This window comes from Streptomyces sp. LZ34 (genome assembly GCF_053890475.1).
The window spans coordinates 1,902,404-1,922,603 of the sequence record NZ_CM132680.1; the positions used below are offsets into that span (position 1 = coordinate 1,902,404).

Below are 20,200 nucleotides of genomic sequence, written 5' to 3' on the forward strand. Positions count from 1 at the left end.
GGACGACCCCTCCGAGCCGGGAGGGGTCAGGTCCGGCAGGTGACCTTCATCTGGGCGGCCGCGTGATGGGCCAGGTTCCAGCCGGCCGACCAGTCGTCACCGCGGTCGAGCAGCTTGATGCCGATCTTGCCCTGCTTCACCGCGAAGCTGCCCGCGTTCACCCACTGGCCGCGGTGGCCGGCCTGGTTGATGGTGAAGGCGTCGTACTTCGTGGTCCGGTCGAAGGGGTCGGTGAGGACGTGGTACATGGTGGGGTGGCCGGCGACATCGCGGTCGTTGGGGCCCTTGGGGACATACACCGACAGCTGGCAGCTCTTGGCCGAGGTGCCCGGCTCCCACCACCACATCACGCGGCTGTTGGCGTCCTTGGCCGCGTCGCCGGACATCGGCACGGAGGCGAACACGCCGTTGCAGCCGTGGCCCACATAGCCGCCACCGCCGAGCGAGTACCAGCCGCCGTCGCCGTCGGTGAAGCGGTTCTGCTCGTAGTAGCCGCCCCGCGGCGGGGTCGGGCAGCTCGGCCCGGCATAGTCGGTGTAGATCACCTTGCTGCCCGAAGACTTGGGCGCCCCGCCCCCGCCACCGCCGCCGCTCGTGGCCGGGGTGTCGGCGCCGCCGCCCTTCGACCCGCCGGAACCGTCGCCCCCGGAGGAGGACGGCGCCCCCGTGTCGTTGCCGCCGCCACCGCCACCACCACTGCCGCTTCCACTGCCACCCCCGGAGCCGCTCCCGCCGTTGGTCCCGCCCGGGGCGCCCTTGTCGCCGGTGGAGGGTGCCTCGCCGCCGTCCTTGGCCCCGCCGCCCGGCTTCGGGGAGGAGGAGGTGCCCTTGGCCCGGTCCGTGGCCGTGTGCCGCGCGGCGACGGTCTTGGCGGTGTCGGTGGCGGTGTTCTCGTCAGCTTCGAATCGCAGCTGGGACACGCCCGTGGAGACCAGCACCACGGCGCCGACCGCAAGACCGGCGGTCACCGGCAGCCCGACCACCGTGGTCCACACCCGGCGGCCCGGCGCCAGACCGCGCAGCGGCACCCGGGTCCGCCGGGCGAAGGTGTCCGCGAACCCGCGCTGCGCCGTCCGATCCCTGTCCTGTGTCGTGCCCTGTTTCTCGCGGCTCGGCTCGGACACCGCGGCCTCCTTCTGAGAGCTGTTGTTCGTCGATCGGGGTGCCGCGGTCACCGCGGTGGCTCCGGCAGCTCGGGCACATCGAGTTCGGAGAGCGTCATCAGCTCGCTCTCCGAGGGGGTTTCGATCTCCGACACCCGGTACGCCTGGCGCTCCGTCATGGCCTGGAACACCTGTCGGGCGGAGCGGCCGTTGCCGAACCGGCCGTCTCTGGGCAGGAGTTCGAAGTAGCCCGTGAGGGAGGTGCGGGCGGCGTCGGTCAGATCGTACTGGTGCGAGACGGCGTGCCGCTCCACGATGCGCAGCAGTTCCTCGGTGTCGTAGTCCTCGAACATCAGGGTGCGGTTGAAGCGGGAGGACAGGCCGGGGTTGGAGTCGATGAAGTGCTCCATCTCGTTCGGATAGCCCGCCACGATGACCACCACCGAGTCCCGGTGGTCCTCCATCAGCTTGACCAGGGTGGCGATGGCCTCCTGCGCGAAGTCGTTGCCGCCCCCGCCCTGCGCCGGGGCCAGCGAGTACGCCTCGTCGATGAACAGCACTCCGCCCATGGCCTCCTGGAACACCCGCTGTGTCTTGGGACCGGTGTGGCCGACGTACTCGCCCACCAGCGAGGAGCGGTCGGCCTCCACCAGATGGCCGCGCTCCAGCAGCCCCACGGCGGCCAGGATCCGGCCGTACAGCCGGGCGACGGTGGTCTTGCCGGTGCCCGGGTTGCCCGCGAACACCAGATGGCGGCTCAGCGGCGGGGCCGCGAGCCCGGCGCTCTCCCGGCGCTGGACCGTACGCATCAGCTTGACCAGCGACGCGACGTCCTGCTTGACCCGGGCCAGGCCGACCAGCCGGTCGAGTTCGCCGAGCAGCTCCTCCAGGGTGTCCTCCGAGGCGGGGGACTCCTCCGGCGCGGAGGCCCCCTCGGCCCCGGAGGCCTGCCCGGCCCCGGGCCCCGCCGGCTTCGGCCCCGGCGCGCCCTCGGCGGTCTCCGGCGCGGGCCACCGCGCGGACTTCACCCGGACCGAGACGCAGTCCACCACCTCCGGCCGGGCCCCGGGCTCGGCGCTCAGGTCCTCCGCGGCGTCCCGGACCCGGATCCGGCGCAGCACGGGCGCGGCCCGGTCGGCCAGATGCACCGCCGGGAAGCCGGGCCGGACGATGTCCAGGTCCTCGAAGACCCCGGCGCCGCCCCCGTCCAGGATCAGGCCGTTCTTGCCGGGCCGGACGATCCGTACGCCGGTCACCCGCGGCGCGGCCTCGCCCGCCACGACCAGTCCGGAGCCGGTCGCCTCGCGGATCTCGGTGTCGGTGACCCGCGCGGTGGCGCCCGTGATGAACACCAGGCCCGCGGTGCCCGGCCGCAGGATCCGGCCGCCGGACACCTCGGCGTCGCCGGGGCCGAGGGTGATTCCGGCCCGCTCGGCGTCGCTCACCTCGCAGTCGGTGAGCCGCAGCGGACCGCCCGCCCCGGCCGTGATGCCGCTCAGACAGCGGGTCACGGCGAGCCCGGAGGCCGCGGCGCGGGCCGCGCCGGCCAGGTCCAGGCCCGACATGCCGCAGTCGGTGAGGCGGGTGTCGGTGAGCGTCACGGCGGCCTCGTCGACGGCGTGCACCCCGTGCTCGGGGGTGCCGCCCGCCCGCACCCGGGTGAGCGAGACCGTTGTCCGCTCGCCGAGGTGTACGGCGCTGTAACGGCAGCCGGTCAGCTCGCTGTCGTTGAGGTCGACGGCTGCGGTGCCGGTGGCCAGCAGCCCGTTGGCGGCCGAGTCCCGTACGGTCACCTCGCACGCGGTCAGCCGGGCGGAGCCGTGCGCGCCGAGCGCCGTGGCCCCGGTGCGTACGACCGTGACGGCGGCCAGCCGCACCCGGGCGCCGTCGCCCGCCGCCACGCCGGAGCCCGCGCAGTCGCGCAGCGCGGACGCGGTGACCCGAAGCTGCGCGGGGCCGGTGACGCCGATCGCGTCGGCCGCCGGGCCGGTCAGCTCGCAGCCGCGCAGCACGACACCGCCGGTGGCGTCGCCGGCGTCGTTGGCGTCACCGGTGTCCGTGGCGGCGGTGGCTTCAGGGGGTTCGGGCTCCGGCAGCGGTGAGCTGCCCAGCGCGCGGACCGCCTCACCCCCGCTGTCCCGGATCCGGCAGTCCGTCAGCAGCGCGGCGGCCCGGTCCTCGGTGAGCAGTCCGCTGCGGCCGGGGCGGTCGACCAGGCAGCCGCGCAGCACCGCGCGGGCGTCCTCGCGCAGCCGTACGCCGGAGCCTGCCGCGGCCCGGATCTCGGTGCGCACCAGCTCCACGCGCGTGGTGCCGCCGACCACCAGTCCCGTGCCGTCGGTGTCCGCCACCAGGCAGCCGGTGAGCCGGACGGTGCCCGTGGTGCGCAGCAGCACCCCGGCCAGCGCGGCGCCGGACAGCACTGCGTCGGCCATCCGCAGCGCGGCGTCGCCGCGCACCTCCAGCCGCCCGTGCCGCACCCCGCCGCCCGTCCAGTCGGTGGCGCCGCCCGCGAGCAGGGCGGCGGGCTGGTCCGCGGCCGCGCCGCGCACGGTCACCCCGCGCAGCGTCGGCCGCGCGCCGGGCAGCACCTCCAGGGCGGGCCGGCCGGGGGCGGGCGCGGCGAGCGTCACGGTGGCGCCCGGCGGCGGACCGTCGGCCGCGGGCGTGTCGTCGCCGTCCGGGTCCGCCGCGGTGAGCGTCACGTGTCCGGCGACGCGTACATTCTCCTCGTAGCGGCCGGGGGCGATACGGATCTCGTCGCCGTCCGCCGCGTCCCGCAGCGCCGCGGCGATGGTCCGGTAGGGCCGGTGTCCTTGCGCCGAGACCAGGCGCACCGGGGCGTCGAGGCCGATGGACGTCATGCGCTACCTCCGAACGGGCCGGGCGGCCGGGGGTTTTGAGGGCCTCGGTGCTCAAGCCGGTCCAGGTTCGTCCGGGCCTCCTGGAGCCTGGCCAAGGCGTGTGCCTCGTCGGCGATGGCGCGTTCGAGCTCGCTCGGCCCGGAACTGCCCCCGGCCGTCCGGCCGGTACGCGCCGCGACCGTCTGGCGCCACTCGGACGCCCGGCGCAGAGCCGTGCCGGCGTCCGCGACGGCCTGCTCGGCGGTGGCCAATGCGGCCGGGTCGGGCTGGCCAACGGGGGACGGGAGCTGCGGGAGTTGCGGGACGGGCGGGGCGGGCTGCGCGGGGGCTCGGGAAGCCCGCGCCTTGCCCTTGCCCTTCCCCTTGCCCGTAGGCGCGGCGTCGGCGGAGCCGTCCTGGGTGGCGCGGGGGCGCTTGGCCGGCCCGGGTGCGTCGACGGACCCCGAGGCGTCCGCGCCGCGTGGGCGTTTGCCCTTCGGGACGGGCACATTCCCGCCGTCCTGCCCGCCCGCGGCGCCGCGCCGGCCGCCCCCGCGCTTCGTGGGTGGCTGGTCGGGGACGAGCGCCGACCAGCCGCTGCCGTCGTAGCTGGAGTCCCAGGTGAGGTGCAGCGGCGGTCGGCGGTTTCTGGCCGTGACCCCGACGGCCTCGACCGTGAAGGTCGTTCCGTCCCCGCCGGTGACCCGGATGTCCCGGCCGAGCGCCGCCGCGTACTGGGTCAGCAGGACGTGCCGGGCCGGGTCGACGGGAAGGGTGCCGTCCGTGCCGCAGAACGTCTGGAAATTGGTCTTCGACGGGTGCAGCCTGCCGTTCACCAGCCGTGGGAAGAAATCCTCGACGTCGATGCCGGCGCCGTTGATCTGGTCCAGCATCCGGCCGAGCGAGTTGGCGCCGCCCTGGCGCAGGTCCTGGAAGGCGCGCCCGACCAGGTTGCGCATCATCTGGAGCGGGTGCAACGAGGAGTCCCCGGAGATGATGGCCGCCTGCTCAAGGGCGTGGAAGAAGGTGCCGGGGGGCGTGGGGAGCTGTCCGCGCGCCAGGTGTTCACGGTTGAAGTAGGACAGATGACGGGCGAGATAGCCCTCGTCGTGGGTGAGCGCGAGGGACTGCGCGGCAAGCCGCATCTGCTCGGGGTCGATGCCCGCGAACAGCCGCGGCCCGCCGCCTGGCATCGGGGCGGACACCGCGAGACCCACCCGGTTCTTGCCCACGATGCCCAGGCTGTCGTCCAGCGCCGCCGACAGGTCGGCGGCGATCCGGGTGCTGGGCAGTTCGCCGGGCGGGTGGTGGATCGGCCACAGGGGGTCGTTCCAATTGCCTTCCCTGATGGTCTGTTTGAAGGAGTCGCGGAGCGGCTTCAGCTCGATGCCCTCGCGGGCGGCCTGGCTGTTCTGGCCCGCGCCGAGCGCATCGCGGCTGAACAGCCGGTCGAGGGGGTTCTTGAGACCCGCGTGGTCCTGCGGCAGCTTGCCGTCCTTGTACCAGGACTTCATCAGCCGGGACAGGTCGGTCTCGGTGGACGCCTCCTGGAACTTGGTCAGATACGACACGCCCCGGTGCGGCAAGGTGTTGTTCTTGGCGTGCACCTCGCGCAGGGTGCGCAGCTCATCGAGCGTCTGAGCCCCGATGTCCGCCGAGGGGGTGCGCAGCGACTGGTCGAGCTCCCAGGCGTTCAGCCGGTTGAGCCGTTCGCTCAGCTCGCCGAACTCGGCCCCGCCGAGACCGAACCTCACCCGGATCAGATCGTCGGTGAGCAGGGTCGCGGCGGCGTCCACGAAGAGGTTGGGCTCGGGGGCGTACGGCAGCTGCGGGTGGAGGCCGGTGAGCCGGTCGCGGATCCGCATGTCCTGCTCGATCCTGCGGACGAATTCCAGCCGCATGTCCTCCAGCGGGGGTCTGGCGTTCTTCCGCTCCTTCAGCGTCTCGCCGTCGAGCCTGGCCCGGGTGTCGTCGATCAGTCGGTCGACGCTGCCGACGGGCGGTGGCTCGGGCACCCGGTAGCCGCCCGCCATCATCAGCGGCCGCATCGGGTTGCCCACCTCGTATCCGTCCTCCACGACCCTCAGAGCGCCCTCCCAGTACTGGAAGACGTGTTGGTCGCCGGGAACCAGGTGGGGGTAGTTGTCGAAGTCCATGATCGAGTGGTACGGGTGCAGGTTGTCGGCCATCATCGAGCGGACCATGTGGCGGGTGGCCTCGCTGTCGAGGGTGAGGTTGCGCGCCGTCCCGTAGGTGAAGTGGCCGGCCGGGTACGGACCGAGCGGTGTGGCCACCAGGGCCAGCGGATGCCCGAAGGTGGTCTGGCCGAGGGCGTTCGCGATGGCCTGGCGGATCGCGGGCAGTTGGGCGTGGGAGCCGTTGACCCCGATCACCACGCCGATCCGGCCGTCGAAGCCGTTGAGTTGGTGGGTAAGGGCGTTCAGGAAGCCCTGAAGGCCGTCGCCGAGCTGGTCGAACCGGACGATCGCCGTGACCACGAAGCCGAGCTCGCGCGGCTGGGTCTCGATGGCGCGGACCCAGGTCATGTAGTCCGCGCCCGTCATGCCCGCGTGGCCGCCGTTCGTCAGCTGCAGGAAGGCGTCGTTCACCATGGTGTTCGCCGGGGCGCCGCCCGGCACGGTGCCGGACGGGGGCCAGACATGGGAGCCGCCGGTCGGGGCGGTGACGGCGTGGCCGGCCGGGGGCGGGTCCACGTCCATCGCGCTCGGCTCGGGGGTCCGGTCCGGCGCGCTGCCGCGTGGAGTGCCCGGGTCCGTGGCGTCGGTGATGTCGTCCATGACATCGTCCATGGCGTCGTCCACGTCGTCCATGGCCTGGGTCTCAGGGGACGGCGGCGGCGTGTCACCCATGGAGGCGTCGGACGGGGAGGGCGAGTGCCGGGCGCCGCCCGGCAGTCCGCCCCGCTCCTGGAACATCCGGCCGGTGATGGCCCGCATTTGCCGGTGTGTACGCTGCGGGTCGATGCCCAGCCCGTCCAGCCGGGACTCGGCCGCGTCGACGCGCGCGCGGGCCGCGCCGAGCCCGTCCAGCGCGCTGAGCTGGGCGGCGGACGGCCCCCGGGAGCCGCCCTGCCCCGGCGGGGGCGTGGTCAGCTCCACCTGCCGCTCGGCGGTGGCCAGGTCGGACAGGGCGCGCTCGTACGACGCCCACGCGTTGAGCCGCGCGGCGGCCTCGGAGCCGCTGGTGCCGCCCATGATGAGCTGGTGGCTCTCCCGGATGCGCTGGTTGATCGCGGCCATGGGAGACAGCCCGCCGAACCGGCCCTTGCCCGGGGACGGCGGGGCGTACGACGGCGGCATATCGGCCGCCGTCGCCTCCCGGTACGGCGGGGGCGGCTGCACCGCCGTCTCGCCCGTCTTGGGGAGCCCACTGTGCGGGGCGGTCTCGGGCGGGCGGCCGGGGTGCGCGACGAGGTCCAGCGCGTCCCCCGTCGCCTTGGCACCCCCGCTCCCGGCGGCGTCGAGCGGGCCCCGCGCGGACACTCCGCCGGCCGGCGGCGCCGACCGCGCGCTGAGGCCACCCGCCGCGGACGGCGGTGGCGCGGCGCGCTCGCCGCGCAGCAGGTCCATGGCCAGGTCATGCGCGGCGGCGGCCGACAACGGCTCCGGGGCACGGACGGCGGCGCCCGGCGGCGCGGCGGCGCCCGCACCGGCCGGTCCGCCGCGCCCGGGGGCGCCCGGAGGCGCGGCGGCCGCCGCCGGGCTGCCCGGCGGCGGCGCGACGGCTCCCGAGTGAACCGGGCCGCCCGGCACCGCGCTCGCCGCGCCCGCATGGGCGGGCGTGCCCGGGTCGGCATGGGTCGCCGGAGCCGTACCATGCGCCCCCGCGCCCACCGGTGCGTGCGCCGGGACGCCGGGCACGGGACTGCCGACGACCCCCGCGGGCGCCGCGGCCGACGCCGCGCCCGCCTGCGCGGGCGTACCCGGGACCGCGTGGCTGCCCGGGCCGACGTGAGTCGCCGGAACCGGGCCGTGTGCCCCCGCACCGACCGGTGGCGCGTGCGCCGGGGCGCCCGGCACGGGACTGCCGACGACCCCCGCGGGCGCCGCGGCCGACGCCGCGCCCGCCTGCGCGGGCGTACCCGGGACCGCGTGGCCGCCCGGGCCGGCATGGACCGCCGGAGCCGGGCCATGTGCCCCCGCACCCAACGGCGCGTGCGCCGGAGCCCCCGGCGCGGGGCTGCCGACGACCCCCACAGGCGGGGAAACAGCCGCCGCACCCCCATGCGCCATGTGCGCCGGGGCCCCCGGCGCGGCACCGCCGACAACCCCCACAGGCGGGGACGCCGCCGCCGCGCCGGTGGGGACCGGGGCGGTGCCGGCGACTGCGTGCGCGTCGACGGTCCGAGGGGCCGCGTCGCCGATCCGCAGGGTGATGCCGTCGCCCCGGATGGCGGTGACGGCGACATCTCCGTGGGCGAGGGCATTCAGCTCAGGGAAGGTCAGATCGTGCAGCGCCTCGGCGTGTCCCACCGCGCCGCGGGCCATGGTGACCCCGTCGGAGACACCGCCGGCCGAGGCGACGCCGGGGACGGACTCCTGGGCGGTGTGGGACACCGGGGACGGGGTGTGCGCATCGCGCAGCAGGTCGATGGCAGTGTGGCCGGGGAGCAGCAGATTGTTGTCCAGCCGCACCTGGCCCGCGGCGAAGTCCATCTGGTGGAGCGTCTGGAGGGCCTGGCCGCCGGGGGCCGCGTGGGCGGCCGGGACGACCAGGCCACCCGGGCTGGTGGTCATCCCGTGCGGCAGCGGCACGGTGGTCAGGCCGTGGGACGCGCCGCCGAGCCCCTGTGGGGTCAGGGCGCCCAGGTTGACGGTGGGCAGCTCAGTCAGCGGGGTCAGCGGTACGGCTCCCAGGGTGCCCGTACCGAGGCCGCCCAGGTGGAGGCCGCCCCCCGGCAGGAACGCGCCGGGTGGCCGGATGAGGCCGGTGGGCACCAGGGCACCGGAGCCGGTCCCCACCGGAGGGATGCCGTGCAGGGCCGCGTCCATACGCCCGGCGCCCGCGAGCAGGGCGTGCAACTCGGGCTGGGCGATGCCGAGGACGCGCTCGCCGAAGGCGAGCCGGGCGGCGCCGCCGATGCCGAGGACGCCGAGTTCGGTGAAGTTCAGCGGGAGGAGGGTGGCGGCGCCGAGCCGCGCGAGCCGCTGTAGGTTCGCCAGCGAGTAGGCGCCCGCCTTGGCCCAGCCGCCGGTCGCGGAGGCGGTGACGCGCGCCCAGTCGCTGCCGATCGCGCCGATCGCGCTGTTCCAGCCGCCGCGCAGGGCGTTGCCGAAGCCCTTGCCCAGCGCGATGACGTCGATTTTGACCAGCGGGGCGAGATGGGCGCCGATCACCATCGGGGCCACGACGATCTTGGGCAGCCCGGTGAGCGAGGAGAAGTGGCTGATCTGGCCGAAAATGCCACGGCCCGCGCCGGTGAGGCCGCTGATGCCGCTCTTGAGGCCGTTGCCGAGGCCCTTGAGGATGGCGCCGACGTTGATGGCCTTGGTGGTGGGGAAGAGCACGCCGAGGAAGGCCAGGCCGAGTTCGAGCCCGCTGGCCTTGCCCTGGCTGAAGTCCACGATGGTCTTGATGAGCAGGGCGGCGTTCATGCCCCAGGCGAGGATGCCGAGGATGCCACCGGTGAAGACCGCGATCACGGAGATGATGATGGTCAGCCACTGGAACGCCTCCCAGAACAGGTCACAGTCGCTGACCGGCTGCACCATCATCGCGCCCGCGTCGTGGAGTTGGCGGCGCAGCTCGCCCGCGGCGGCGGAGAGGTCGGAGCGGGCGTCCTCGGCGCGCTGGGTGAGCTGCTGCCGCTGCGGGTCGTCCTCGGCCAGCCCCTGGACGGCGGAGAGCGCCTGGTCGGCCTCGCCCTGAGCGGTCTCGACGGCGGTCGCGTAGGCGCGGATGGCCGCCTCGGCCTTGTGGAAGGACTCCTCGACATGGCCGACGAAGTTGTACAGGTGGCTGTCCACCATCTCGCGCAGCCGGTCGGCGGTGACGCCGATGAACCGCTGTCCGTCGCCCGCGGTGTTCTGCAGTTCGCGCAGCCCGTTGTTGATGACCCCGGCGGAGGTCGCCAGGTCGCGCATGGTGTCGGCGATGGTGTTCAGCGTGGTGGGGTCACCCGGGACCGGGTCACCGCCGAGACCGAGCGCGCTCCAGTCGCCGGGACGGGTCGGCACGCCCTTCCTCCCCCCTGACGTCTACCTGTTGTACGGGCCCCGCTCCGGCGGGCGCCTACACTTGCCTGACGCACCAACAGACGAAAGCGGTTCACCGGAATGAACGGTACGTCAGGTCCGGTTAATCCCTGAACCGGACCGCACTTTCGGGCCGTTGGTCACGGTGGAGCAGTGAGCCCGTACCGAGCGAACCCAGGGGGGACCGTGCCGGACATCGTTGTCGACTACGAGCTGCTCAATCAGGTCGCACTGAAGGCCAGCAGCCTCAAGGAGCAGGTGCAGCAGGCCCGGGAGAGCAAGCAGGACTACACCGCCGAACAGGTGGGCGCGGGCGGCGTCTCCACCGCCATCCAGGCGTACTACTCGGTCTGGAAGGGCTCGTTCAAGCGCTCCGAGGAGAAGCTGGAGAAGCTTCACAACCTGTACGAGGGCGTCGCGAAAGGCTGGGCGGACTGGGACTTCCGGCTGGCCGGGGAGGCCAGCAAGCAGGAGGCGTCGCTGGCCGCGGATCTCTACCGCACGCAGAAGGAGATCTGGGACGACTGGCAGGAGGCCGTCGCCAAGGGGTACGTCGATCCGAACGACCCGCACGCGCCGAAGCCGCCGGGCGAGCGCGAGAGTCAGTGGACGACCACCGACGGCAACGGCAACACCACCACGACGACCTACGAGTACGGCCCGGACGGCAAGCCCACCAAGATCACTACGACGATCACCACCAGCAGCGGGCTCACCTCCACCGACACCACCAACTACCACCCCGACGGCACCTACGACTCGACCGCCACCGATGTCTACGGCAACGTCACCACCACGACGGGCACCTCGCAGACGACCGAGTCGGGGGACCACCGCAACACCAAGGACACCTTCAGCAGCACCACCAAGACCCCGGACGGCAAGCAGTCCACCACCACCGGCACCACCACCTCGGACTACAACACCGCCACCGGCCACCGGGACTCCACCACGACCTACACCACCGTCGGTCCCGACGGCGACGGCAACGAACAGACCGTGCACGGCACGACCACGTCCTCGGTCGATGTGAACGGCCACGAAGTGATCGAGACCATCGAGGTCCACGAGGACGGCAGCGGCACCCGGACGGTGGAGACGGACGGCCGCAAGGAGGAGTGGACCAGCGACCACGCGAACCAGAACACCGGCTGGGTCCCCAAGGAAGACGACTAGACAAGGCAGGAAAGACACCATGCCCGCAGGCAACATCAACCTCGACTACGCCGAGATCATGCGCGTCTCCGGGGTCATGAACCAGGCCGTCAACGACATCAACCCGCATCTGCTGTCCACCAAGACCTCGGTGGAGGGGCTCTTGGACAACGGCCTGTTCATGCAGCAGAGCAGCCCGGCGATGAAGGCCTCCTACGAGAAGCTGACGGCCTCGCTGCAGCAGGCGGTGGAGAGCATCAACAGCTTCGCCACCCAGTTCACCAAGATCAAGGAGTCCGTCGAGCAGATGGACAAGGACATCGCCGCCAGCACCAACAACGCCTGACCCGGGCCGTGAACAGGGGGCCGAGCTCCCGCTCCGGAACGCATCGGAGCGGGAGCCGGTCAGCCGGGTCAGTCCATGCCGTCCGACCGCAGCACCGTCTCGGGGACCAGCACCGACACCAGCGCCCCGGTGACCGGGTCGACGGTCAGCCCGCGCCCCGGGACCGGCCGCCCGCGCAGCAGGTCGTACGGGACCCGCACCCCCAGCAGATCCCCCTCGCCCGGCGACTGCGGGGACAGCAGCAGCCCCTTGCGGACCCGGCGGACCTGGCCGAGCCAGCCGATGCCCGCGGAGGTGAGGGTCTCGGCGGTGGCCGCCACCGCGAGCCCCTGGCCGCGGTCCCGGCCGGTGGCGGCGATCTCCCGCAGCACCGAGTCGGCGGACGGCATCTGCGCCAGCAGGTCCGCGTCGTCCACCAGCACCACCACAGGGCCCGCCTCGGCCTCCAGCGCCTGCCGCACCTCGTCCGCGCCCGGGTCGGGCGTCTCGATGACCTGAGCCCGCGGATGCCTGCCCAGGCCCCGCAGCGGCGACTCGCGCGGGGTGAGCGCGACCACCCGTGCCCCGCCCGCCAGCAGCGACACCGCGAGGCTCGCCAGCGCCGTGGAGCGGCCCGCCCCGGGCGGCCCACTGATCATGAACGACGGGGCGTCCGCCGCGAAGTCCACCCCGACCGGGCCGAGGTCGTCGCCGCCCACCCCGAGCAGCCCCCACAGCGGGCGGCGCGAACCGGCGGGCACCTTCTCGTAGGCGTCGGTGAACGTCACCCGCTTCGGCAGGCTCGCCACCTTCACCGGGCGCAGCGCGGCGGGCACCTCGCGGTCCCGGCGGGCGGCCTCGGCGCCGATCCGCCGCAGCGCCTCCGCCTGGTCGCGCCCGGCGCCCACCGCGCTCAACATGGCCACCTGCACCTCGGTGGCGCTGCCGCCGCGCCAGCCGCGCCCCTGCGGCACCACGGCCGGGATCTGCTTGGCCGGGATCTGCGCCAGCATGTACTCGCTGCGGTCGGTCAGCCGCAGCAGCAGCCGCTCGTCGTTCAGCGACGCCACCTTGCCGGACAGCAGGGCGCGTTCGGAGGTGGCGATCACATGCAGGCCCATCGGGGCGCCCTCGCGGATCAGCGCGGTGAGCTCCTGCACCGGCCGTCCGCCGTCGTGGTCGCCGAGCAGCGCGGTCAGCGAGTCCCAGCCGTCGATGAGCAGCACCGTGTGGGCGGGGCGCTCGGCGGGCGGCAGCAGGGAGCGCAGTTCGGCCAGGTTCGCCGCGCCGTGCGAGGTCAGCAGCTCCTGCCGGCGCCCCATCTCGGCGATGAGCCGCGCCAGCAGCCGGTTCAGCCGCTCCAGGTCGGCCCGGGGCACCACCGCGCCGCAGTGCGGCAGTTCGCTCAGCGCCGCCAGTGCGCCGCCGGCCGCGTCGATGCCGTAGAGGTGGACGTCGGCGCAGGAGTGGCGGCGGGCCAGCGCGCCCGCGATGGTCCGCAGCGCCTGGGAGCGGCCCGAGCGCGGCGTCCCGATGATGTAGAGGTGCCCGAAGCGGGAGAGGTCCAGCTCCAGCGGCTCCTGGCGCTGGGCGCCCGGCAGGTCGGCCAGCGCCCAGGGCACCGGCGCGAGCCCGCCGCCCGGCCGGCCGGGCCGGGCCGGAAGCTCCTCCAGGGTGATCGTCTGCGGCAGCGGGGGCAGCCACGGGCTGGGCTGCGGCGCGATGGCGAGCGAGGCGGCGGCCTCCCGTACGGATTCCACGAGCGCGGTCAGATCGGTGGGCACATCATCGGCGCCCAGCGGCGGCAGCTCGTCCTCGGCCTCGTGCGCGGGGCCCGGTTCGGCCGCCGTACGGCCCAGCAGCGACCAGGTCAGCTCGGCGGCCCAGACCATGGCTTCGGGCGCCTCGGCCGGGGCGGGCCCGGGGGCCTCGTCCAGGCGCGGGGCGCCCACGAAGGCCGTCTGGAACGGCAGCACCGAGCGGTGGCCGGTCCGGGCCAGGGCCCGGCCCGGGGTGGCGCCGGAGATCGTCACCGCGTCGTTGACCTCCAGCACGTCCTGGCTGTCCATCGCGTCGGTGACGCGCAGCGCGATCCGCAGGTTGGTGTTGGCCCGGATGTCGGCGGTGATCACGCCGGCGGGCCGCTGCGTGGCCAGCAGCAGATGCAGCCCGAGGGAGCGGCCGCGCTGGGCGATGCCGACCAGCCCGGGGATGAACTCCTGGACGTCGCGCGCCAGCGTCGCGAACTCGTCGATGACCAGCAGCAGCCGGGGCAGCGGGGGCAGCGCCGGATCGCGCCGCCGCATCGTCCGGTACTCGCCGTGGTCCTTCGCCCCGGCCTCCACCAGCACCCGCTCACGCCGGACCAGCTCGGCGGTCAGCGAGGCCAGGGCCCGCTCCACCAGATGGCTGTCGAGGTCGGTGACCATGCCGAGCACATGCGGCAGCCGTACGCAGTCCTTGAAGGCGCTGCCGCCCTTGTAGTCGACCAGGACGAACGTCATCTCGTCCGGCCGGTTGACCGCCGCCAGCGAGGCCACCAGCGTCTGGAGCAGCTCCGACTTGCCGGCGCCCGTGGTGCCCGCGATCAGCCCGTGCGGGCCGTCCTTGACCAGGTCGAAGCTGACCGGTCCGGTGTAGCCGACGCCCAGCAGCGCCCCGGTGGACGCCGGCCGCTTGCCCCAGCGGCGGACCAGCTCCTCGGCCCTCGGCGGCTCCAGGTCCAGCAGCCCGAGCAGCCGCACCTGGTCCGGCAGGCCGTCCGAGCCGTCCGGTGTGACGTCCCGTACGGCCGCCAGCGCGCGGGCGATCCGCTCGCACCACTCGGTGTCCACCTGGTCGGGGCGGATGCCGGTCACATCGGCGCTTCCGGTGCGGCGCACCGTCAGCTCGCGCGCGCCCACCGCGCAGACCGTGACGCACTCCTCGGGAAGCATCCGCTCCTCCTGGTCCAGGCAGATCAGGAACACCCGTACCGACGGGCCCTCCTTGAGCACCTGGACCACTCCGGGCACATCGCGCAGCCGCCGCGCCCCGTCGAGCACCACCACCAGGTCCGGCTCGCTCAGCAGGGCACCGCTCATCGCGGAGTCCCGGGCCCGCATCCTCGACCGGATGGCCGAGACCAGCTCGGAGACCCGGTTGGCGACGGTCTCCGGGTCGTTGCCGACCGTCACCGACGGGCCGCCGGAGCGCGCCGCCGCCACCCCGCCGCGGCCCGGGCGGGCGTGCGGCAGCCAGCGCATCCACTCCCAGGCGGAGGCCCCCGCCATGTCCGTCAGCACGGTCACCCGTACGTCCCGGGGGCTGTGCAACACCGCCGCCTGCGCCACCGCCCAGCGGGCCAGCGCCCGGGCCGCTTCCCGCTCCCCCGCGATGCCGACCACGCCGTCGGCGCACAGGTCCACCTGGACCGGCATGTCCGGGATCCGCCAGTTCACCGAGCGGTGGTTGTCCTCGCGGGAGCTGTCGTCGATGGTCAGCAGTGAGGACTGGCCGACCGTCCCCACCCGCAGCGCCAGATGGTCCGGGTGGCCGCGCCGCCGCTCCCACAGCCTGGTGCCCGGCCCGACCGCCCACAGCCCGGTGGTGGCCGGATCGGGCCCCGAGGCGACCCTCAGCCGCCGCTCGCGCTCGACCTTCTCCCGTACGTCGGCCTCCAGTGAGGCGCGGCGCGCGCGGTAACTCGCCACGCCGGCCAGGTACTCGCGCTTGCCGCTGCGGCGGGTGGTCACATAGTTCGCGATGGCCAGGAACGGGCTGAAGACCGCGAACATCAGATAGAAGTACGACCCGAGGAACGTCACCATGGCGATGCCGAGGAACATCGGCGCCACGACCACCAGCACCGGGATCGACCGCCGCGACGGCGGGGTCGGCGGGGCGGGCAGCACAAACCGCTCCGGGGTCAGCGGCGGGATGATCCTCGGCGGCCGGTTGAAGTCCAGATACGCGCCGTCGGCCGACACCGTCACCGCCGCGTCGGCCTCGGTGGGCTCCGCGACCCGCAGCAGGTACTCCCCGAGGACCAGCTCGCCGTCCAGCGGCCACTGTGTCCAGCCGCGCGGCACCGGCTCGTGCCGGTCGGCGTCCGGGTCCGGCAGCGGGGGCGGCGGTGCGGGCGGCAGTGGGACGGCGTCGGCGCGCGGCCGCTCCGGGGGCGGCTCGGGCACCGACAGCGCCACGGCGGGGCCCGCCTGACCAGTGTTCAGCAGCACGCCGCCGTCGGGGCGGACCGTCACCCGGATCCCCTCGGGCGGTACGTCGCGGCCTTCCAGCCGCACCGCGCTGCCGGGCTCCGGGCCCACCGTGTACGTACCGGGCCGCAGCAGCCATACGCGCCCCGCGCCGCGCCCGCCCACGAGCTGTAGCTCGACCTGGGGGCCGCGCGGCAACCGCTCGCCGTCGGCGGACCGCGAGGGCGGCGGGAGCTCCTCGCGCCCGGGCCCGTACGCACCCCCGTCCCCCGGCGCCGGAGCCCCGAGCCCCAGCCGGGCGCCGTCCCGAACTCCGGCCGCCGCCAACGGCAGCTCGGCGGGCAGCGGCCGGTCTCCGAGGAACAGCTCGGCGCCCTGGGGGCCCGTGGCGTGGCCCATCTCGGCCAGCCGGACGGCGACGGCCCGCGCGGTGGTGGCACCGCTCGCATCGAGCATGACGTCGCTGTCGGCAACGCTCACAAAAAGTCTCACGGCTGCGAAGAGGTCCGTTCGTTTGTCGTGCCGGATGCGGCGGAGATGCCGCCGGACCGCGACGGCGGCACGGCGGGAGCGGGCTCGGCAAGGTCGCCGTCGTCCCCGGGGCCTTCGGGCCGGGCCGGGTCCGGCTCGGTGAGGTCGGGCTCGGCGAGGCCGGATTCGCCGCGCGGGCCCGGGACCGGGGCCGGTCCCGCCTCGGCGGCCCGGCTGCCGGACGGAGACGAGGAAGGGGCCGTCTTCGGGGCGGGGGCCGTCTTCGGGGCGGGCTCCGCGAAGTCCGCTGCGACATCCGTCTCGAAGTCCGCCGCGAAGTCGGCGTCGGCGAAGGCCTCGTGGACCGGGACCGCCGCGTCCCGCGGCTCCGCGGTCCCGGTGCCGGGCCCGGGAGCCACGGTGGCCGGCCCGGCCGGACCCGGGCCCAGGACGGCGGTCCCGGCGGGCGGCCGCCGACGGTCGCGGCGGATGGTGCGGGCGATGGCCCGGGGCAGGGCGGCGGACTCCAGATCGAGGTGGAGGCCTGGGGCCAGGAGGCGGCCGCCGGGCTCGGCGTGGAGCGTCCAGCAGGCGCCGGGGACACGGCCGCCGACGAGGGTCCGGAGGCGGCCGTCGGCGCCGAGTCCGGAGAGCCGGGTGGCCTGCTCCGGGGTCGGGGACCAGCACACGACGACCGGTGTCGCCGGGGCCTCGGCGAACACGCCGTCGGGAAGGGGGGCGAAGTGGGTGTCGAGGAGGGTGTCGAGGTCGGGGCCGGAGTGGCGGGGGTGCACGCCGCGGGCCACATGGACCGGCGGGCCGTCCGGCAGGTGATCGATCTGCGCGGCCAGGGCCTGCAGCACGCCCCGCGCGGCGTGCGGGTCGCCTTCGACCGCGAGGGCGGCGGGGCCGCGCATCCAGTCCACGAGGACGGCACCGGGCAGCCGTCGGTCGACGCCGACGGCGAGGAGCAGGCGTTCCGGGCCATCGGACGGGGCGACGGAGGTGGCCGGGGCCGACCAGGACCACTCCCCCGGTTCGGCGGTGGCCTTCTGCCAGGGCCCGGTGGGGGGCAGCGGGTCGCGCCCGGCCAGGGTGACGCGGACCCGGTCGCGGGCCGGGCTCAGCTGGACCGCCAGGGCGTAACAGCCGTCATCCGTGGTGGAGTCGGCGTGGTCGAGCGCGGCGAGCGCGGTGCCGGGCGCGGCGGGGTCGGCGAGATAGCCGGAGAGGATCCGGGCCCAGCGGCGGTGGCGCCGGAAGACGCGGAAGGGTTCGGCAAACGCCCGGCGCGTCATCCGCGCTTCCCAGACGATACGGCGGCAGGTGCGGCGGAAGCCGCCCTGGGCTCTGATCAACCGCGCGCTCAGCCACACCAGCAGAGTGAAAGCGGCGAGGAAGCCGAGGAGGATCAGCCAGGAGGCACGATCGGGCATGCCGAGAGCGAGCCGTGTGTACACCGGAACCTCACGCTGGGGACGGGTCGGGGAAGCGAACGCTGAATGGCATGTGATGCCCTGTCACCGAACCACCATACGGCGCGGAGACCGGAGTTCACTGCTCAGTCTCCGCCAGAACGCGCGCGATGAGGGGGCTGTCGAGCTGGCGGGCCACGGCGACCAGGTGTCTGCGTTCGGCCTGCGGTGGCACGTCGATGCCCGGCAGCCGCTCGCAGGGCCGCCGCGGGGGCCGCCCGGACCGCAAGGCTTCCAGAGCTCCCCTGATGCCCGCCGCGGCGGCCAGCGCGTCGCGGTCCGGTGAGTCGTAGCCGTGTTCGTCGGTGAGGCGCCGTGCGACGTTCACGATGTTCTGGGAGGTCCAGGGGCGCAGTGCGAGCTGTCCGTCGCGGATCTCATGGGCCCGGCGCAGGGTGTGGAACTCCCAGGCGGAGCCGGAGGGCGGGCTGTGGAGGACGACACCGGGGTCGGCCTGGGTCACGGTGGTCCACAGCGTCTCCAGGGCGTAGAAGTCGCGGCGGCGCTGTCGCCGGGTCCGCAGGGCGGCACAGGTCCATCCGGTGGCCGTGATCACCCCGCCGAGGGAGGACAGCCCGGGGCCCACATCGGTGGACAGGACGTCCAGCGCGCCGGAGCCGAGCACCGCGCCGAAAATCGCGATGACCTTGCACAGGCCGTAACTTCCGATGAATGTGCAGCCGATCACCAGGAGACGCAGACTGCGGCGCAGGATCGGATCGTGAACGTCCGTCAGGCGTTGGTAGCACACGTACACCATCGACCACAGCGCCCACCCGAAGGCCGCCTGATACACCAGCAGAAAGGCGAGCACGGGCGGGCGGTCGGCGAAGGTGGTGTCGAAGGTCAGGGGCTCTTCGCCGGCGGGCAGGTCGGCGGAGAGGAACAACACCCACATGACGGCGACGGCAGCGGCATAGACCGGCAGGACGCGGCGCAAGGCGCCGCGCATGCCGGCCCCCCGAGGCGGCCGGCCACCTTCGCTGACGGCGAGCCGCCGTGGTGACCACAGCAGCGCCAGTACGCGGAGGCAGCCGAAGCACACGATGACCTCGGTGTAGACGACGAGGGTCGCCAGATTGGAGATCCCGCTCGTCTCCCCGATCCACCGGTAGACCACCGGGGCGGCGGCGGTGAAGGCGGTGCCGCCGGCCAGGGCCCCCACGGCCATCAGCAGGAGGCTGGGGATCCGTTCGCCGGCCCAGGCCAGTGCCTTGTACCCGGCCAGCCCGTACATGACGGCGCTCACGGTGACGTAGGCGAGGGTGTGCATGCCACCGGCCTCAGACATGACGCCCTTCCCGGTGGACCAGGGACGGGGCGAGCTGGGCGGCAGGACCGACGTCGGGCGCGAGGTTCAACTGCTGGTACAGCAGCGTGCCGATGGTCTCGGCCTCGTGCTCAGTGGGGTCGTCGTAGTGGGAGCGCCCCAATACCCGGCGTACCACGGCGGGATCGATGGCGTCGTGCCGGGGAAGGTGGCCGAGCAGCAGGTGCGCGAGTTCATGGCAGACGACCAGCAGTTGATGGGCGCGGCTGGTGTGCTTGGGGTAGTAGATGCGATCGTGCGTCAGGTACTGCTCGTACCTTCCGGTCGGCTCGCCGGGCACCACGTCCTGTTCGATCAGTCGCAGCGTCCGCCGGGAGCGGGCCTCATAGGCGGCGTGCAGCTCGGCGAGGGTCGGATGGGGCGGTAAACCCAGGTCTTTCAACAGGGCCCGGACCCTGCGCCGTTCGGACCGCATGCCCACACTGTCGTCCTTTCCTTCGGCGCGCTGTCAGGGGGTCGGTCCTCGCGCGGATTTCGGACGCGGCCGATTCACCGCGGCTTTCTTTCACGGCCCTTGTGCTGACGGGCGACGGCGCGGCGCAGCTGGTCCACCAGGGTGCAGACGGTCTCGCGCATGTCGTGGGGCAATACCGCGACGCCCTCGGCGATCTGACGGACCTGGTCGTCGTCGAGCAGCCCGGCGTTCGCCTGTGCCGAACCGCCGGCGATGTGAGTCGAGCCGCCGGCGGCGCGGTTCCGTTGGCCGAGGGGCTCGCCGCGGCGCTCTTGTTCGATGGCCCGCAAGTGCCCCTCGACGTCGCGCGCGTAGGGGTTCTCGTCGGGGGAGAAGAAGTACTCCACGCGCACCCCGAACAAGGTGGCCAACGCGACCGCCCGGTCGGCCCGGGGGACCGAGCGGCCGTTGCGCAGGTTGCTGATCTGGCTCACGGACATCCCGACGGCTTCCGCGATCTCCCGCTCCGTGTACGGCCTGCCCAAGTCGGCGGGGTAGATGACCTCTTGCAGGCGCTGGAAGCGTCGCGCGAAGCACTCTGCCGCGTCATGACGTCCTGACGTCCGCGGACGTTCTCCAGGGTTGTGCTGCGGGGGCGACATACCCGTGGATCCTAAGCGAACCGCCAGGCGG

Annotated in this window: 10 protein-coding genes; 2 read left to right on the plus strand and 8 right to left on the minus strand. The window is 74.1% G+C overall.

Annotation, left to right across the window (positions count from 1 at the left end; translation table 11 throughout):
- Window positions 1–26: 26 nt before the first annotated feature.
- The 3 genes from ACWY4P_RS06735 to ACWY4P_RS06745 are packed head-to-tail and all read right to left on the minus strand — an operon-like array spanning window position 27 to window position 10,143.
- Window positions 27–1,124 carry a hypothetical protein gene (locus tag ACWY4P_RS06735; RefSeq protein WP_456209214.1) on the minus strand — a complete coding sequence of 366 codons (1,098 nt, stop codon included), beginning with the start codon at window positions 1,122–1,124 and terminating at the stop codon, window positions 27–29.
- A 47-nt stretch (window positions 1,125–1,171) separates the two neighbouring features.
- Window positions 1,172–3,967 (minus strand): right-handed parallel beta-helix repeat-containing protein, encoded by a 2,796-nt coding sequence (locus ACWY4P_RS06740; RefSeq protein ID WP_456209215.1) that lies wholly within the window; start codon window positions 3,965–3,967, stop codon window positions 1,172–1,174.
- Window positions 3,964–10,143 carry a putative T7SS-secreted protein gene (locus ACWY4P_RS06745; protein ID WP_456209216.1) on the minus strand — a complete coding sequence of 2,060 codons (6,180 nt, stop codon included), beginning with the start codon at window positions 10,141–10,143 and terminating at the stop codon, window positions 3,964–3,966. Before ACWY4P_RS06745 ends, ACWY4P_RS06740 begins: the two co-directional genes overlap by 4 nt.
- Before the next feature lie 204 nt (window positions 10,144–10,347).
- Between ACWY4P_RS06745 and ACWY4P_RS06750 the strand changes: the two genes are divergently transcribed.
- The gene (locus tag ACWY4P_RS06750) at window positions 10,348–11,337 is read left to right on the plus strand and encodes a hypothetical protein (protein ID WP_456209217.1); all 990 of its coding nucleotides are present in this window, start codon (window positions 10,348–10,350) and stop codon (window positions 11,335–11,337) included.
- 19 nt (window positions 11,338–11,356) lie between these two features.
- The gene (locus ACWY4P_RS06755; RefSeq protein ID WP_456209218.1) at window positions 11,357–11,662 is read left to right on the plus strand and encodes a hypothetical protein; all 306 of its coding nucleotides are present in this window, start codon (window positions 11,357–11,359) and stop codon (window positions 11,660–11,662) included.
- 68 nt (window positions 11,663–11,730) lie between these two features.
- Here the strand turns inward: ACWY4P_RS06755 and ACWY4P_RS06760 are convergent, their stop codons facing one another.
- The 5 genes from ACWY4P_RS06760 to ACWY4P_RS06780 form a co-directional block, all read right to left on the minus strand.
- Window positions 11,731–16,317, minus strand: coding sequence for an FtsK/SpoIIIE domain-containing protein (locus ACWY4P_RS06760; protein ID WP_456209219.1), 4,587 nt, complete (start codon window positions 16,315–16,317; stop codon window positions 11,731–11,733).
- A gap of 8 nt (window positions 16,318–16,325) precedes the next feature.
- On the minus strand, window positions 16,326–17,744 hold the full coding sequence (locus tag ACWY4P_RS06765; protein ID WP_456209220.1) for a hypothetical protein: 1,419 nt from the start codon (window positions 17,742–17,744) through the stop codon (window positions 16,326–16,328).
- A 118-nt stretch (window positions 17,745–17,862) separates the two neighbouring features.
- Window positions 17,863–19,074, minus strand: a complete 1,212-nt coding sequence (locus ACWY4P_RS06770) for an MAB_1171c family putative transporter (protein WP_456209221.1) — start codon at window positions 19,072–19,074, stop codon at window positions 17,863–17,865.
- Window positions 19,067–19,528 carry an ImmA/IrrE family metallo-endopeptidase gene (locus ACWY4P_RS06775; protein WP_456209222.1) on the minus strand — a complete coding sequence of 154 codons (462 nt, stop codon included), beginning with the start codon at window positions 19,526–19,528 and terminating at the stop codon, window positions 19,067–19,069. The genes ACWY4P_RS06770 and ACWY4P_RS06775 overlap by 8 nt, the downstream gene beginning before the upstream one ends.
- Before the next feature lie 74 nt (window positions 19,529–19,602).
- On the minus strand, window positions 19,603–20,052 hold the full coding sequence (locus tag ACWY4P_RS06780; RefSeq protein WP_456209223.1) for a helix-turn-helix domain-containing protein: 450 nt from the start codon (window positions 20,050–20,052) through the stop codon (window positions 19,603–19,605).
- Window positions 20,053–20,200: the final 148 nt, after the last annotated feature.

What these genes read in the sequence shown, in the direction of transcription:
- ACWY4P_RS06740 (WP_456209215.1), bottom strand. Translation starts at nt 3,967, where the DNA reads ATGACGTCCATCGGCCTCGACGCCCCGGTGCGCCTGGTCTCGGCGCAA.
- ACWY4P_RS06755 (WP_456209218.1), top strand. Translation starts at nt 11,357, where the DNA reads ATGCCCGCAGGCAACATCAACCTCGACTACGCCGAGATCATGCGCGTC.
- ACWY4P_RS06775 (WP_456209222.1), bottom strand. Translation starts at nt 19,528, where the DNA reads ATGCGGTCCGAACGGCGCAGGGTCCGGGCCCTGTTGAAAGACCTGGGT.
- ACWY4P_RS06770 (WP_456209221.1), bottom strand. Translation starts at nt 19,074, where the DNA reads ATGTCTGAGGCCGGTGGCATGCACACCCTCGCCTACGTCACCGTGAGC.
- ACWY4P_RS06765 (WP_456209220.1), bottom strand. Translation starts at nt 17,744, where the DNA reads ATGCCCGATCGTGCCTCCTGGCTGATCCTCCTCGGCTTCCTCGCCGCT.